This window comes from Synechococcus sp. Nb3U1, from assembly GCF_021533835.1.
Lineage (GTDB): Bacteria > Cyanobacteriota > Cyanobacteriia > Thermostichales > Thermostichaceae > Thermostichus.
In genome coordinates, this window is record NZ_JAKFYQ010000001.1 from 1,663,196 (window position 1) to 1,679,175 (window position 15,980).

A 15,980-nucleotide genomic window follows, 5' to 3' on the forward strand; every position below is an offset into this window, starting at 1 on the left:
GGCTGCGGGGTGTATCCTGAAGGCGGTTGTAACCTTTCTTAATGATTCGCTATGCTTGGAAATAGAAGATACTCCCTTGTCCTATGACCACAAGTCTCCTGCCAGAACTGGCCCTACAGAGTCAAACGGCTGTTGTTGATTGGGTCAGCCGGGGCGTGGGTGCTGCCATCCGTGCCCTGTTCAAGCACTCAGAGCGACTAGAGGCCCGCGTGCGGGTAGAACCTGTCGCTAAGCTGCTGCAGGGATGCATGGACAGCTTTGAGCTGCTAGGCCAGCGCCTTCAGATGTACAACGGCCTCAGGCTTTCGGTGTTAGAGTTATTTGCCAACTCGGTTGCCATCGATTTCAGCCAAATTTGGCAAGGCCGAGTCAGGTTGCAGCAGCCCGTACAGGCCACCATGCGGGTGGTACTTACAGAATCTGATCTGGCGGAATCTTTCAACACTCCTTTCGTGTTGGACAGGCTGGCTCAGGTGAAACCGGGGGGGCAGCCCCTATCCTTTCAGCAGGTGCAAGTTCGCATCATCCCGGATCAGCGGTTGCAGCTACGAGCAGATGTGCAGCAAGGGATCGAGAATGCTCTGAAAATTGGATTCTCCAGTCGGATCGAGGTGCTTGACCGTCGCCGCATCCGTTTTGAGGATCCTGTGTTTGAAGGGGATCCGGATGGGTTAGGCCTGAGCCGGGCCTTAGTTGATCACTTAAATGCCCTCCTGGATCTGGATCGGTTTGCTCTGCAAGGCACCGAGTTGCGGGTGGATCGGCTGCGTCTACAACAGCAGCAGATGATCTTTTACGGCAGTGCCACCATCGAGCGTTTCCCAACTCGGCAACCGCAATGGGCCAGTGCTTGACACCCTTCACAGGAGCGGATATATTCAATTATGGTGAGGAGTGAAGAGAAGAAGCCTCTGGGGTCGAAACACGGACAGACTCCCAGAGGTTTTTTCATTTCTTGCCCAAGATATTCCCAGCTGAAGCAATCTGATCTTTACTTCTAAGCGAGTGCCCCAAGTTTGCGAGTACGCCTGCTTGAGTTCTGGTACAACCGGTTCCCCCACAGCCTGCGCACCCAAGTGGCACTGGTGATTGCCAGTCTCTCTTTTGTTCCTAACTTGGTTTTGATCCTGTCGGTACGTTGGATTCTGCCCGGCACCCGGATCAGCGGCGAGGGAATTGTACTGTTGTTGCTGTGGATCCCGTTGTTGGCGGGTCTTTCGGCAGCCGTAGGGTATGGGTTGTCTTCTCTGATTTTGCGCCCCCTCACCCTGCTGGCGCGTGAGTTGATGCATTTGGAAACGCTGCTCAATCAACCGGCGCGGTGGAACCTGTTGCTGCGGCCTGAGGATCCCCAAGAATCGCTGATCTTGCGGAGAGCTTTTGCCCATTTGCTGCGTCAGATTCAAACCGATCAAATGCGGCGGGAAGCCTTTACGGCCACCCTGGTTCACGATCTGAAAACCCCTCTGATTGCCTTCGGACACCTACTCAGCGCCCTGAAACAAGAAGACCTTGAACCGGAACAACGTCGTGCCCTGCTAGATCGCATCTTGCAAGAGAATCAACATAACCTCTCACTAGTGCAAAAAATGGTGGAAGCCCATCGCCTAGAGCGGGGGGAAATCGAGCTGAATCCGCAACCGTGCGATCTGGGATCCCTGGCCAGACGGGTGGCAGAACGGATGGGATCCCTGGCCCAAGAGCGGGAGATCGACTTACGAGTGGAAGGACAAGGATGGAGCAAGGCGGATGAGGCCGAGTTGGAACGGGCCTTGGTGAATTTGATTGATAATGCTTTGCGCTATGCCCGCCGTGAAGTTGTGCTAACGGTTATGCCTGAGCAAATACAGGTTCGGGATGACGGCCCTGGGCTACCGGCTCCGCTAGAGGAGTTGGCCCAACCCTATGTAACCCAGCCGATTCACATTGCCGGCCACCATTACCCGACTGGATCCGGAGGTCTGGGGCTGTATATTGCCAGGCGCATCCTGCAAGCTCACCAGGGAGATCTGTGCTTGCTCGAGACTGGATCCCAGGGAACCACCCTGGCCCTAGTGTTGCAGTCTATGTCGCAGTAACCCAGGATCCCTTGGGCAACCGAGGCCAGTGGGGTTATTATCAATTAACAAGCTTATTGACTGTCGCGGCGACCTTGCCCAACAGCGGAGGGGCAACACCATGGTCTACACCGAAGAAGCCTTCAAAGCAGAGCTCAATGCCAAAGGTTGGCGATCGACTCGGCAGCGGGAGATCATCCTCCAGACCTTTCAAAACTTGCCCGAGGGCACTCACCTGAGCGCCGAGGAGCTGCACGAGAGCCTGCGCGAAGCTGGCCACAACATCAGCCTTTCCACCATTTATCGCACCGTCAAGCTGATGGCTCGCATGGGCATTTTGCGGGAGCTGGAACTGACGGAGGGCCATAAGCACTACGAGATCAACCAACCAGCGCCCCACCACCATCACCATTTGGTCTGTGTGAAAACCAACCAGGTGATCGAGTTCAAAAACAGCGCCATCCTCGGCATTACCCAAAAAGTGGCAGAAAAGTACGGCTTCAAGGTGCTCGATTGTCAACTCACCATCATCGGAATCAGCCCGGAGGGGCAACGCTCTATTTTGTAGGATTTTTGTTTGTAGGATTATTTAATCTCCACCTGCCGACATGAGGAGGGGGGAATCTAGGCTGAACCTGCTCAAAACCAGAAGAACAGCCGCTAGGTCTCAGGAAAAATTAATATCCGCTGGGGTCGTAGACAGGAGTCTTACGGAAGAACCGCTACCTGGCTGACTAAGCCAAAATGGTAAAATTGCCACAGCTCAATATTACTGGCTATTGGCCCAGGCTTGTCCCATGCTCCAGACCCTACAGAAGATCCTCGGCGATCCCAACGATCGGAAGGTGCGGCAGTACCGCCCTGCCCTCAAGTTGATCAATTCGCTGGAGATCGAGATTGCCTCTCTTTCGGATGCGCAGCTCAAGGCCAAAACCAGCGAATTTCGGGAGCGATTGGACAAAGGGGAATCTCTGGATGAGCTGCTGCCGGAAGCCTTTGCAGTGGTGCGGGAGGCAGCGAAGCGAGTCCTGAACCTGCGTCACTACGATGTACAGTTACTGGGCGGAATGGTGCTGCACGAGGGCCAAATCGCCGAAATGAAAACGGGGGAAGGGAAAACCCTCGTCTCCACGCTGCCCGCCTACTTGAATGGCCTCACCGGCAAGGGTGTTCATATCGTCACGGTAAACGATTACCTAGCCCGTCGGGACTCGGAATGGATGGGACAGGTACATCGCTTCTTGGGGTTGACCGTCGGCTTGATCCAGCAGGGCATGTCTCCGGAGGAAAAGCGCCGCAACTACAACTGTGACGTCACCTACTGCACCAACAGCGAGCTAGGCTTCGATTACCTGCGGGACAACATGGCCAATGACATCAAAGAAGTGATGCAACGGCCGTTTAACTACTGCATCATCGATGAAGTGGACTCGATCCTCATCGATGAAGCCCGTACTCCGCTGATCATTTCCGGTCAGGTGGCGCGTCCCTCCGAAAAATACATGCGGGCTGCCCAGGTGGCACGGGAACTGATCAACGAAGAACACTACGAGGTGGACGAAAAAGCCCGCAACGTCATTCTCACAGACGAAGGGTTTGAAGCGGCTGAACAACTGCTGGGGGTCTCCGACCTGTTCGATCCCAAGGATCCCTGGGCCCACTTTGTCTTTAATGCAGTAAAAGCCAAAGAGCTTTTCATCAAGGATGTCAACTACATCATCCGCAGCCAAGAGGTGGTGATCGTGGATGAGTTCACCGGACGGGTGATGCCCGGTCGTCGCTGGTCCGATGGCTTGCACCAGGCGGTGGAGGCCAAAGAAGGGCTGCCCATTCAAAATGAGAGTCAAACCCTGGCCACCATCACCTACCAAAACTTATTTTTGCTTTATCCGAAGCTCTCGGGTATGACGGGGACGGCTCGCACGGAAGAAGCCGAGTTCGGCAAAACCTACAATCTGGAAGTGACGGTGATCCCCACCAACCGCCCGATTCGCCGCAAAGATGCTCCGGACTTGGTGTACAAAACGGAAAACGGCAAGTGGCAAGCAGTGGCGGAGGAAATTGCTCAAATGCACGAGCGGGGTCGCCCGGTACTGGTGGGGACTACCAGCGTGGAAAAATCGGAGCGGCTCTCGGCCATCCTTAAGGAGATGGGGATCCCCCACAACCTCCTCAATGCCAAGCCGGAAAACGTGGAGCGGGAATCGGAAATCATCGCCCAAGCCGGACGCAAAGGTGCTGTTACTATCGCCACCAACATGGCGGGTCGCGGTACCGACATCATTTTGGGAGGGAATGCCGAGTACATGGCCCGCCTGAAGATTCGGGAACGGCTGATGCCCAAGCTGGCCCAACTGGATACTGATAACCCGATGGGATCCGTACAAATCAGCGGACGGGGCGGTGGCCAAGGGTTTGGTGGGGCAGCCCCGAAACCCAAAAAATCCTGGGCGGTGGTTTCTGCCAGCCTCTATCCCTGTGAGCTTTCTCAGCCGGTCAGCCAGGCCCTCGAGGAAGCGGTTGCGGCAGCCGTGACTAAATATGGCCTGAACCGTTTGCCGGAGTTGGCGGTGGAAGATTTGATCGCGGTGGCCTCGGAAAAAGCACCGGTGCAGGATCCGCTGATTTTGCAACTGCGGGATGTGTACAACAGCATCAAAGCCGAGTACGAAAAGGTCACCGAAGCTGAACACGAAGAGGTGGTGAAGCTGGGGGGGCTGCACGTCATCGGCACGGAGCGGCACGAATCTCGGCGCATCGACAACCAACTGCGGGGCCGGGCTGGCCGACAAGGGGATCCGGGCTCCTCCCGCTTTTTCCTCAGCCTGGAAGACAATCTGCTCAAGATCTTCGGTGGGGATCGCGTCTCCCGCATGATGGACATGTTCCGGGTGGAAGAAGATATGCCGATCGAGCACCCGTTGCTCACCAGCAGCCTGGAAAATGCCCAGAAAAAAGTGGAAGTTTACTACTTCGACATGCGCAAGCAGGTGTTTGAGTATGACGAGGTGATGAACAACCAGCGGCGGGCCATTTACTCCGAGCGGCGGCGGGTTCTAGAAGGGGAAGACATTAAAACCAAAATCCTCGAGTACGTGCGCAAAACCGTCGGCGAGATTGTACGCGCCCATGTCAACCCCGAGCTGCCCCCAGAAGAATGGGAGATTGATAAGCTCACCGCCAAAATGCAGGAGTTTGTGCCTCTCCTCAGGGACAACCTCAAGGCTCAGGATCTACGGGATCTTTCCTACGAGCAAATTTTGGACTATCTGACCAAACAGGCGGAACTAGCCTATGAGGCCAAGGAGTCTTTCTTAGATACTTTTGAGCCTGGTTTGATGCGGCGGGCGGAGCGGTTTTTCCTATTGCAACAGGTGGATACCCTCTGGCGGGAACACCTGCAACAGATGGAAGCCTTGCGGGAATCGGTGGGGCTGCGGGGCTATGGCCAGAAGGATCCCCTGATCGAGTACAAAAATGAGGGTTACGAGCTGTTCCTGGAAATGATGGATAACATCCGCCGTAACACGGTGTTTAACTTGTTCATCTTTACCCCGCAAATTGTGCAGCCACCTCAGGGGGTACAGGCGGTTCCGGCCCAGACGGTGGCTGCAGGTGCAGAGGCTGGTGCTGCGGGTGTGGTGGAAGCGGACTTCACCGAGGAATAGCTTTGCCAGAAATAGGGATCCCTCCCTCAATCACCCATCGCTAACCACTGCGGCTAAATTGGCTAAATGCGAGCCATCATCATCTCTCACACCCATTGGGATCGGGCCTGGTACCTTCCGTTTCAGGTCTACCGACTGCAGTTGGTTCGCCTGATCGACCATGTGCTGGATATTCTGGAGAGCCAACCGGACTACCGCTGCTTCACTCTGGATGGGCAGACGGTGGTGCTGGAGGATTACCGGCAAATTCGCCCCCAACGCTGGCCAGAACTTGAGCAATGGATCCGGTCGGGACGGCTGCAGGTGGGGCCTTTTTTTGTGTTGCCGGATGAATTTCTGGTGAGTGGCGAAGCGTTGATCCGCAACCTACAACGGGGGATCCGGTTGGTGCGAGCCTGGGGTGGGATCCCGAGTGAGGGGTACATGCCCGATTCTTTTGGCCACATCGCCCAGATACCGCAGATTTTGCAGGGCTTTGGCCTGCGATCTTTTTTGTTTATGCGGGGGATGTCGGCGGAGCTGTTTGAGCGCACAGGAACGGAGTTTTACTGGCAAGCGCCGGATGGCAGTCGGGTGTTGGCCGTCAATTTACGGGGGGGCTACGACAACTTCTCGGCATGGGGGTATCCCCATCGGTTTGGGCAGTTTCGGGGTGGAGTACCGGATCCCCATCTGGCGATACAACACTTGCAGGAGTGCCTAGAGCAACTGCTTCCCCACAGCCGTACCGGGGTGATCACCCTCTGCAATGGTGGCGACCACATGCCCCCCCAACCCGAACTGACGGAACTTCTGGAAAAAGCCCAGCAGGCTTGCCCGGATATCCCTCTACGCCACGGCAGCTACCCGGAGCTGATCCAAGCGATGCTCGACCGCCAACCGGACTTGGCTACCTATAGTGGCGAATTACTGGGCAACGCCCATCACCCGATTCTCAGCAATGTGTGGTCGGCTCGGGTTGTCTTGAAACAGTGCAATCAACGGGTGCAATCCCTTCTGGAACGCTATGTGGAGCCGTTGGTGGCCGCTCTGGGCAAAGACGGGATCCCGTGGGTGGCCCACCTGGAAGAAGCCTGGCGACAGGTGCTGTTATGCCACCCCCATGACGACATCTGCGGCTGCAGCATCGACCCTGTGCATCAAGACAATCTCTTTCATTTCCGTCAGGCAGAAACCATCGCCCGCAGTGTTGTGGCCGAAGCCCTTTCCCAACTGGCGTTGCAGGCAGGATTTGGCCCAGAGCCCTTCACCGAGCTGGTGGCCGTCTTCAACCCCCATCCTTACCCAATCACTCAGCAGGTAGAGTGCTCGCTGCTTTGGCACGGGGATCCCTCTGTGCAGGGCTACGCTCTCTGGGATGAGAGGGGTCGGCAGATTCCGGTGGGAGTAGAACTCGAGGCGACTGCCGACTTTCAGGCCCGCCATTTGGATTTCCGGCAGGGATCCCGACTCAAGATCCACTTTGAGATGGCGGTGCCAGCCACGGGGCTGCGTTTTTTGCGGTTGGGGGTAGCGGGTTCTCAAGAGGGTTCTCAATCTCAGGAGCAAGATCCCGAAACACGCCTCTCTCAGGAGGCGATTGAGAATGCCACCTACCGCATCACTGTCAATGAAACCGGCCAACTGAGGCTGCTGCATAAACCCTCTGGGCAGGTGATTCCAGAGTTTCTCTGCTTTGAAGATCAACAAGATGAAGGGGATCTCTACAGCTGCAGCTTGACCAGATCCCCGGTTGTGTTTTCGCAATCGACTGTGACCCGCCTTGCTGCCCACCACCTGCAGGTGGTAACCCAAGTCCAGCTTCCCTGGGATCCCTCAAATCCTTTGCATCTGGTCACCGACATTCACCTGCAACAGGAATGGATCCAGTTCACCACCCACTTCCACAACAGGTTGCACAATCATCGGCTGCGGGTGTTGTTGCCTTGCCCTGCCGGGATCCCAGCTGCCTATGTCACTGGGCACTTTCAAGTCCATGCCCGCCCCCGAGTCAATCTGTCGGCACAGGATCCCAACTGTTTTCAGGGTTATCCGGGGGAAGGACTTTACCCAACCCAGTTCAGCCAAGACATGATCTACGCTCGGGATCCCAGTCAAAATCATGGCGTGCTCATTGCCCATCGCGGTCTGCACGAATACGAGCTGGTGGATAGAGGTCAAGCATCCCGTTGTGCCCTGACTTTGCTCCGTGCGGTAGGGGTGTTGTCGCGGGCGGGTGGCGCCATTCGCCGAGTTCAGGCGGGCCCAAGTATACCCACTCCAGAAGGGCAATGCCAGGGAGAACATCGCTTTGAGTACGCTTGGCGCTGGGTAGAGGGATCCCTGGAGCCAGAACATGCTGCTGCCCTGGCCGATGCTTGGGTGAACCCTCTGTGGGCAGAACACGTATGGCTAGGAGACTACGAACAACCCCACTCCCCAGGGATCCCAGTCCAATTCATTCAACTGGATAACCCTAAGATCGCCCTTTCTGCCCTGAAGCGAGATGAGGCTGGGCGGCTGATCGTGAGGTTGTTTAACCGCAGCAGTACTTTGCAACAGGCGCAACTGCAAATTCATCGCCCGATTACCGCTGCCTATCGGTGTGATCTGAATGAGGATCCCCTGCCGGAGGGGGAGTTGCCTTTTGAGGTCAAAGGTGGGGCGGAGTTTGACCCGTGGAAAGCGTTGACCACGGTGGATCTGCACTTCAATCCGGCTCAAATTCTCTGTTTGGCCTTTCTGGAAAATCGCTGATGAGATACTGATGAGATACTTCAGCAACCGCAAAGAACCGGCAGGATGTCAGGATAAGAGTCAGGATAAGAAAAGTGCTAATCTGGGCGCTCTTGCTGGTGTACATGACTGAGGTGAGTTGAGCATGAAAAATGGAGGCTTCTGGCTGGCTGGGATCCTGGGGGTCATCTTGGATCAGGCGACCAAACGCTGGGCAGTAGAAAGGTTGCTGCCGGGGCCAGAAATTCGCCTATGGCCGGGGGTTTTTCACCTCACCTATGTGGAAAATACTGGAGCCGCCTGGAGCTTGTTTGAAGACTCGGGGGAGTTTCTTAAGTGGATCTCGTTGGGGGTGTCGTTGGCCTTGATGCTGCTGGCGATTCGAGGGGGGAGCATGAGCCGCTGGGAACAGGCAGGCTATGGCTTGGTGTTGGCAGGGGCTGCGGGCAATGGCATCGACCGCTTCACCACGGGCTATGTGGTGGATTTTTTCAACTTTGTCTGGATTCGTTTTCCGGTGTTCAATGTAGCGGATGTGGCAATCAATATCGGCGTGGCCTGTCTGCTGATCGGTTTACTAGGGGGTGACACCAAGCCCAAAGGTTCCGCTTCAGCCTTACTGCATCCTGAGGGGAAATCAAACGAAGGGATCCCTCCCCATAAGGATTGAGCTGGATCAACCGAAAAGGTACCCAGTCCCTCGACAGGGAAAAAACAGTCTACATGGAATCTTAGTGGGAATCTTAGTGAGTCACTGTTGCAGGAGATAACACCCGACTGGCTTCATGGGCTACCTGGCAAAAATAATCCACATCCGCCTCTGTAGTACTAAAGGCGGTGACCAAGCGAATCTGGTTGTGGTCTTCCCCCAGCCAGCGGTAAAACCGAAACCCCGCCCGCTCAAGCGCTTGCAGAACCGGCTCTGGCAGCTCAATAAACAGTTCATTGGCCTGAGGGGGATGCACCCACACGGCTCCCGGCAGGGATCCCAGTCCTTCGGACAACTTCTGGGCCATGGCATTGGCATGGCGAGCATTGCGCAACCATACCCCATCTTTTAGGTAGGCCTGCCACTGAGCCGAAAGAAAGCGCATTTTTGAAACGAGATGTCCGGATCGTTTGCGACGAAACTCAAAATCCCCGGCCAGTTCCGGCTGAAAAAACACCACCGCTTCCGCAGCCCAAGCGCCATTCTTGGTGGCCCCAAAAGAGAGCACATCCACCCCCGCTTTCCAGGTCATCTCCGCAGGTGTACATCCCAGACTCACCAAAGCGTTGGCAAAGCGGGCCCCATCCATGTGCACGTTCAGGCCAAAAGCATGAGCCAACTCCGCCAGAGATCCAATTTGATCCAGGGAGTAAACCGTACCGGCTTCGGTGGCTTGCGTCAGACTAAGGCTAGTGGGTTGCACGTGATGAACCACCCCCAACCCAGAATGGGTCAGGGCAGCTCTCAACTGGTCAAGGTCAATGCGGCCATGCTCTCCAGGGATCCCCAGCAGCTTTGCTCCACCCGTGAACAGTTCTGGCGCCCCGCATTCGTCCACATTGATATGGGCCTCAGGATGGCAATAAATCGCCCCGTAGGGAGGCGTGAACACCGAAAGCGCCAGGGCATTGGCCGCGGATCCCGTTGCCACCGGAAACACCGCCACTTCATGTTCAAAGATTTCGGCAAAGATCCCCTGTAACTGGGCCGTGCAGTCATCCCCCCCGTAGGGCATGGCGGAGCCTTGGTTGAGGGCCATCAAAGCCTGCATGACCTCAGGGCAGGCCCCCGTCACGTTGTCGCTACAAAAATTCATGGGATCCCGTAGCGTCGTCTTATTTTACACCAACCAGACTGGGATCCTCGAGCGTGTCCCAAGCAGAATCCGCCGGGTTCGCTTCTGCATCCACCGGCAAATCTGGAGCTGGCTGAGCCATCCACCACATTCCCAGCGCCGGGGCCAAACCGAGCAACACCCCCAACCCTGCCGGGGCAACAATCCCGGATCCCAGACTCATCAGCAGGGCAAAGCCAAAGTTGGCCCCGTACAGCACCAGCGGCCCCAAGAGTTGGCTACGGTTCAAAATCGGTTGATCCTTGCCCCAAAGCAGCTTAGCTACCGTCATAAAAGCGGCCCCGGTCAGCATCCAGCCACCGAAATTTTGCAACGGCATACCGAAGAAAGGCCCCGGTTGAAACCACGTCCAAAAGGGAATTAAACCGCGGGTCATCGCCGGATCCAACACAAAATCCCAAGCGGTCAGGAGCAACGCCCCCAACATAATTGCCTCGAAATGGAGTAGCCAATGGCGCTGATGTTGCAGAGCCACTCGGGCCAACAGATAGGCGGACAACCCCACATAAAACCAAGACAAAGGAATTGTAAAAGGCACCAATCCGGCAATTTTGTACCCCAACCCGCTTAGGTAGCCATAGTTTCCAAACGGGATCCCGGTGCTGGTGCCCAGCAACTCACTGCCCAGGGAAATACCGACGGCGGGGATCAAAAACATCAACATACGCCGCCACCCCAACAGCCGGGATCCCATCAAGGCCGCCGCGAGCATGCCAAACACCATGTAGGCCACGCCGCCGTTGCCCATACTCAAAGAGAATGCCTGAATACCAATCGGGGGCAAACTGGCAATCCACTCAGGATGCGGTACAACCCAAAGCAATCCCGCTAACCCAAAGAACAGAGACAGGATGTGCAAACCAAGGGCCAGGGTTTCCAGCCGTCGCCACAGGGGGGATCCCGACCAAGGCAGGACGGCTTGCCAAAGGGAGGGCTTGGGGCTGGGGTTGGTAAGCCCCGACGGGACAGGTAGGCTGACAGGAACACTAGAGGACGAGAACCAACGCATGAGGGACTCCCGAAGGGTGGTTGACCAGGGCCGCTGTACCTCCCCAAAACCCACACGGCAAATGGAGGGGAAACGGGATGCCCTGAGAAGGTGGCTGTACGCCATCGTGCATGTGCCCGTGGCAAAGGTGAGACGGTTGCCTCAGGCGACTCCATGGGCAGTTGCCACACTGCTGATATTTTGCGCTCTATTGTATCAATTCGTAAACATATCGCCTGTTTTTGCCCAGAGTTTGACCGAATCCATCGGCCAGGGATCCCCTGTGGGGTTGTATGCCCAGCTGGTACGGGCTTTGGATCGTCAAGATTGGCGGCAAGCATTGCGCCTGGTGGACGAGTTACGCCGTCAGGAGAGGGATCCGGCCCAACGCCAGGATCTAGAACATTATCGGCTGGATCTGGAGCAACGGGCTTATCCTTCCTTTGGGGAGCCACCGCCGCCTCAACCTCCCCATTTGCCCTTCTTACACAAACCTTTTGTAGGGGAATTCCCCGTGAGCAACCTCTTCGACCATGACCTGCCCCTGGGCGAAGCAGATGGCAATGGCCGATTTTTAACCTTGCAGGGGCAAGTGTGGATCCCGAACCCGTCGCACCCCTGTGGCAAAAGTGATGGCCATGCCGGTTATGACTGGGAAATGCCAATCGGCACCCCGATCCTGGCCGCCGCCGCAGGACGGGTAAGCTTAGCCCGTGAGGAACCAGAGTTTTACTGTCCTGCCTTGGGGCGTTCTGTGAGGGGATTGAGAATCCGCATTCTCCACGAGCTGGGATCCCCAGAGACCCAATGGTTTGAAACCCTCTACACCCACCTCAGCCAAATGCAAGTGCGCGAGGGCCAAACGGTTTCCCCAGAAGAAGTGATCGGCCTGTCGGGCAACAGCGGCTGTTCCAGTGGGCCTCATCTTCACTTCGAGGTGCGGCGGATCAATCACACCAATTCCGGCCAACCGGCGGCGGTGGATCCCTACGGCTGGCTGGGATCCGGCCTGGATCCGTGGAGTATTCACCCCCATGGAGCAGACAGCCTCTCGCTGTGGCGAGTGGGGCAAGCCCCCAGCTTGGGATCCTGTTGGGATCCTCTCCTTGAGCTGGATTGAGAGGGATCCCTCGCGGAGCAGAACCCAGATGTGACGTTATGGATGTGAAGTTATGTAAAAGTGGGATCAGCACCACTGACTCAGGATCCCTCATGCGCACGGAAGAGCCCCTTTCCTCGGCCCCAACAGCTACAGAGCAGCACTGGCAGTGGCGCGGACACGCCATTCGCTACCAACAGGCAGGCTCCACAGGCCCAGCAGTCCTCTTGATCCATGGCTTTGGGGCCAGTAGCGACCATTGGCGCAAAAACCTGCCGGAACTGGGGCAACACAGTCGGGTCTATGCGGTCGATTTGCTGGGGTTTGGCGGCTCGGCGAAGCCTCTGCCGGGATCCGACCTCACCTACACTTTTGCAACCTGGGGATCCCTGGTGGTGGAGTTTCTCAAGGAGGTGATCGGGGATCCCGCCTATTTGGTGGGCAACTCAATTGGCTGTATTGTCGCCTTGCAAGCTGCAGTTTTCGAGCCGACCTGGGTTTTGGGGGTGGCAATGTTGGATCCCTCGCTGCGACTGTTGCACGAGCGGAAACGGGGGGAGCTCTCCTGGTTGCGCCGCTGGTCCACACCCCTGATTCAAACCCTACTGGGGTGGCCCCCTTTCGGCAACTTCTTCTTCACCCAAGTGGCCCAAGCCAAGGCCATTCGCAATATTCTCCTCCAAGCCTATGGGCGCAAAGAGGCTGTCACTGATGAACTGGTACACCTACTGCTCAAACCCGCTCTGGATCCGGGGGCTGCCGCCGTGTTCCTGGCCTTTGTGCGTTACTCCCAGGGGCCCTTGGCTGAAGATCTCTTGCCCCAACTCACCTGTCCGGTCTTGATCCTTTGGGGAGAAGCGGATCCCTGGGAACCGATTGCCCTCGGTCGGGCTTTGGCCGAGTTTTCCTGCGTGGTCGGGTTTATTCCATTGGCAGGTGTTGGCCACTGCCCACAGGATGAAGCACCAGAGAAGGTTAATCCACTGCTGCTGGATTGGCTCCGGGATCCCTTCAACAAGACAAATAAATGTAAATGAGAAAACCGCTTGAATGCCCCGCTTACCCGCCCCGTTCACCCACGGCTGATGTGTTCCAGTTGATCCAGGTTGGGGCCACTGAGGCGAAAGGCTTGACCAAACCCCTGTACGAAGCTGCCCGCTTTGGGGGTGATCTGACAAAAGTGAAAATCCGCTAAGCCCAACAACATCTCGGCAATCTCATACTTGGCCCGATACAACGGCTCAAACCCGCTCGCCACCGCCTCTTCCCGGCTGAGGAATTCTGCTACCCCACTCACCATCACCCGAGCTAGGGCATGATTGCTGCGGGGATCCCCTGCCGTTGGCGGCTCATGAATCATCAAACTGGCACGCCTATCTGCCCGCAGAGCTTGGGTATGGGAAGACAACTCGCTGATTAAAAGGGCAAACCGCAAGGGATCCCGTTGCACCACAAAAGGCACCAACGATACAGTCGGGGATCCCGCCTCCAGTACCGCCAAACTGGCCACCGGTTGCTGATCCAGCAGGGCATTCAAATTTTCCACCGCAGACATAGGTCATTCTCAGGCCGCCTTTGTCATTATCCCCAGGCTGGTGTTTCCTGAGAGGATGTCCCAGGGATAATAGAACTTACCCTTTCAATATTGGGCAAGAGCGCAGCGCTTACAGCAAATTGCGTCCAGTGCCCGGGGCCGTCTGCATCAACGGATCCTCATCAATGTACTGCGATTATCTCATCCAAATCCTCACCGCCCGTGTTTACGATGTTGCCCAAGAATCCCCCCTTGAACCGGCCTTTAATCTCTCCCGCCGCCTGAAAAACCAGATCTGGCTGAAACGGGAGGATATGCAGTCGGTCTTTTCTTTTAAGCTGCGCGGCGCCTACAACAAAATGGCTCAGCTCCCGCCAGACCAATTGGCCCAGGGGGTGATCGCAGCTTCGGCAGGCAACCACGCCCAAGGGGTAGCACTGGGGGCACAACGGTTGGGCACGCAGGCCATCATCGTCATGCCCGTCACCACCCCGCAGGTGAAAGTGGATGCTGTACGGGCTCGGGGCGGAGAAGTGGTGTTGTACGGAGATACCTTCGACGATGCCTATACCTATGCACGGCAACTGGAAGTTGAAAAGGGCTTGACTTTCATCCATCCCTTCGATGATCCGGAGGTGATCGCCGGTCAAGGCACCATCGGCATGGAGATCCTGCGCCAGTATCAACAGCCGATTCATGCCATTTTTGTAGCCATTGGCGGTGGCGGATTGATCTCAGGTATTGCCGCCTACGTCAAACACTTGCGCCCCGAGATCAAGATTATCGGCGTGGAACCCACGGATTCCGACGCCATGTATCAGTCATTACAAGCGGGACGGCGGATTCGACTATCTCAGGTGGGCTTGTTTGCCGATGGTGTAGCCGTGCGGGAAGTGGGGGAAGAAACCTTTCGCCTCTGTCAACAATATGTAGATGAGATCCTCTTGGTCAGTACCGACGATATCTGTGCTGCCATCAAAGATGTGTTTGAAGATACCCGCTCCATCCTAGAGCCTGCTGGGGCCCTGGCCATTGCCGGGATGAAAGCCTATGTCAACCGCACTGGCATCCAAGGCCAAACCCTGGTCGCTGTCGCTTGCGGGGCGAATATGAACTTCGATCGCCTGCGCTTTGTGGCAGAACGAGCCGAGATTGGGGAAGAACGGGAGGCCATTTTTGCAGTCACCATTCCCGAGCAGCGGGGCAGCTTTCTCAAGTTCTGCAGCTGCATTGGTCAGCGCAACCTCACCGAGTTTAACTACCGCATTGCTGATGACCGTGAGGCTCACATCTTTGTCGGGTTACAGGTCAAAGATCGCACGGATGCCCGGCAAATGGCCTTGATCTTCGAGGAGGCGGGCTTCAAAACGTTGGATCTGACGGATGATGAGCTGGCCAAATTGCACCTGCGGCATATGGTGGGAGGCCGGTCTCCCCTGGCAGAAGAGGAGCTGCTCTACCGCTTTGAGTTCCCGGAACGGCCCGGCGCTTTGATGAAATTCTTGGCCTCCATGAGCCCCAACTGGAACATCAGCCTGTTTCACTACCGCAACAACGGTGCCGACTATGGCCGGGTGGTGATCGGGATCCAAGTGCCTGCCACCGAAATGCCCGAGTGGCAGAGTTTTCTCGATACCTTGGGCTATCGCTACTGGGATGAGAGCCAAAACCCCGCCTACAAGTTGTTCCTGGCCTAGTCGTCTTTGGGGCTGTGCCTAGGCAAGCCAGAGCCTTTTGTCTAGCTCTGTAAATAAAACTTTACAAATCTATGCAAAGTGATCTACACTAGGTTTAGAAGAACCAGGAGAACCGTATGACTAGATATCGCTCCGTCGTAGTCGAAGAAGGTGGCCGTTTGAACAACTACGCCATCGAACCGGAAATGTATGTGGACAGCACCCCTCGCGTGGGCTTTACCGACTATGCAGAGCGCTTGAATGGTCGTTTGGCGATGATTGGTTTTGTTGCCTTGATTGCGACCGAAGCGTTGTTGGGCACTTCCCTGATCGGCTGGTTGCAGTCTCTGGGTCAGTAGGCTGCTAGAGAGGGATCCAGCGCAGTTGAAGTTCTGGCTG

At 56.3% G+C, this 15,980-nt stretch carries 13 protein-coding genes; 10 read left to right on the top strand and 3 right to left on the bottom strand.

Annotation, left to right across the window (positions count from 1 at the left end):
• The first annotated feature begins 83 nt into the window (after window positions 1-83).
• The 6 genes from L1047_RS07795 to lspA all read left to right on the top strand — a co-directional run bounded on the left by L1047_RS07795 (window position 84) and on the right by lspA (window position 9,110).
• Window positions 84-854 (top strand): LmeA family phospholipid-binding protein, encoded by a 771-nt coding sequence (locus tag L1047_RS07795; RefSeq protein WP_235278315.1) that lies wholly within the window; start codon window positions 84-86, stop codon window positions 852-854.
• 162 nt (window positions 855-1,016) lie between these two features.
• Window positions 1,017-2,078, top strand: coding sequence for a sensor histidine kinase (locus tag L1047_RS07800; RefSeq protein WP_235278316.1), 1,062 nt, complete (start codon window positions 1,017-1,019; stop codon window positions 2,076-2,078).
• Between the two features lie 100 nt (window positions 2,079-2,178).
• Window positions 2,179-2,625, top strand: coding sequence for a Fur family transcriptional regulator (locus L1047_RS07805; RefSeq protein ID WP_235278317.1), 447 nt, complete (start codon window positions 2,179-2,181; stop codon window positions 2,623-2,625).
• 229 nt (window positions 2,626-2,854) lie between these two features.
• Window positions 2,855-5,725: a preprotein translocase subunit SecA gene (gene secA, locus L1047_RS07810; RefSeq protein WP_235278318.1), complete on the top strand. Its 2,871-nt coding sequence runs from the start codon at window positions 2,855-2,857 to the stop codon at window positions 5,723-5,725.
• Between the two features lie 66 nt (window positions 5,726-5,791).
• Entirely contained in the window at window positions 5,792-8,461 is a 2,670-nt protein-coding gene (locus L1047_RS07815; RefSeq protein ID WP_235278319.1) for a glycosyl hydrolase-related protein, read from the top strand.
• A gap of 124 nt (window positions 8,462-8,585) precedes the next feature.
• Window positions 8,586-9,110, top strand: coding sequence for a signal peptidase II (lspA, locus tag L1047_RS07820; RefSeq protein ID WP_235278320.1), 525 nt, complete (start codon window positions 8,586-8,588; stop codon window positions 9,108-9,110).
• Window positions 9,111-9,183: 73 nt separating this feature from the next.
• Here the strand turns inward: lspA and L1047_RS07825 are convergent, their stop codons facing one another.
• Together L1047_RS07825 and L1047_RS07830 are read right to left on the bottom strand one after the other, a co-directional pair.
• A complete protein-coding gene (locus L1047_RS07825; protein WP_235278321.1) occupies window positions 9,184-10,245 on the bottom strand; it encodes a threonine aldolase family protein in 1,062 nt (353 codons plus the stop codon).
• Window positions 10,246-10,264: 19 nt separating this feature from the next.
• A complete protein-coding gene (locus tag L1047_RS07830) occupies window positions 10,265-11,293 on the bottom strand; it encodes a carotenoid biosynthesis protein (protein ID WP_235278322.1) in 1,029 nt (342 codons plus the stop codon).
• A gap of 232 nt (window positions 11,294-11,525) precedes the next feature.
• Between L1047_RS07830 and L1047_RS07835 the strand changes: the two genes are divergently transcribed.
• Window positions 11,526-12,392: a M23 family metallopeptidase gene (locus tag L1047_RS07835; protein ID WP_235278323.1), complete on the top strand. Its 867-nt coding sequence runs from the start codon at window positions 11,526-11,528 to the stop codon at window positions 12,390-12,392.
• Window positions 12,393-12,484: 92 nt separating this feature from the next.
• On the top strand, window positions 12,485-13,408 hold the full coding sequence (locus L1047_RS07840; protein WP_235278324.1) for an alpha/beta fold hydrolase: 924 nt from the start codon (window positions 12,485-12,487) through the stop codon (window positions 13,406-13,408).
• A 35-nt stretch (window positions 13,409-13,443) separates the two neighbouring features.
• On the opposite strand, the gene L1047_RS07845 is transcribed toward L1047_RS07840, so the two are convergent.
• Window positions 13,444-13,926, bottom strand: coding sequence for a pyridoxamine 5'-phosphate oxidase family protein (locus L1047_RS07845; protein WP_235278325.1), 483 nt, complete (start codon window positions 13,924-13,926; stop codon window positions 13,444-13,446).
• 164 nt (window positions 13,927-14,090) lie between these two features.
• Between L1047_RS07845 and ilvA the strand changes: the two genes are divergently transcribed.
• Both ilvA and L1047_RS07855 read left to right on the top strand, forming a co-directional pair.
• The gene (gene ilvA, locus L1047_RS07850) at window positions 14,091-15,602 is read left to right on the top strand and encodes a threonine ammonia-lyase, biosynthetic (RefSeq protein ID WP_235278326.1); all 1,512 of its coding nucleotides are present in this window, start codon (window positions 14,091-14,093) and stop codon (window positions 15,600-15,602) included.
• A 116-nt stretch (window positions 15,603-15,718) separates the two neighbouring features.
• Entirely contained in the window at window positions 15,719-15,940 is a 222-nt protein-coding gene (locus L1047_RS07855; RefSeq protein ID WP_235278327.1) for a chlorophyll a/b-binding protein, read from the top strand.
• The last annotated feature ends 40 nt before the right edge of the window (window positions 15,941-15,980 follow it).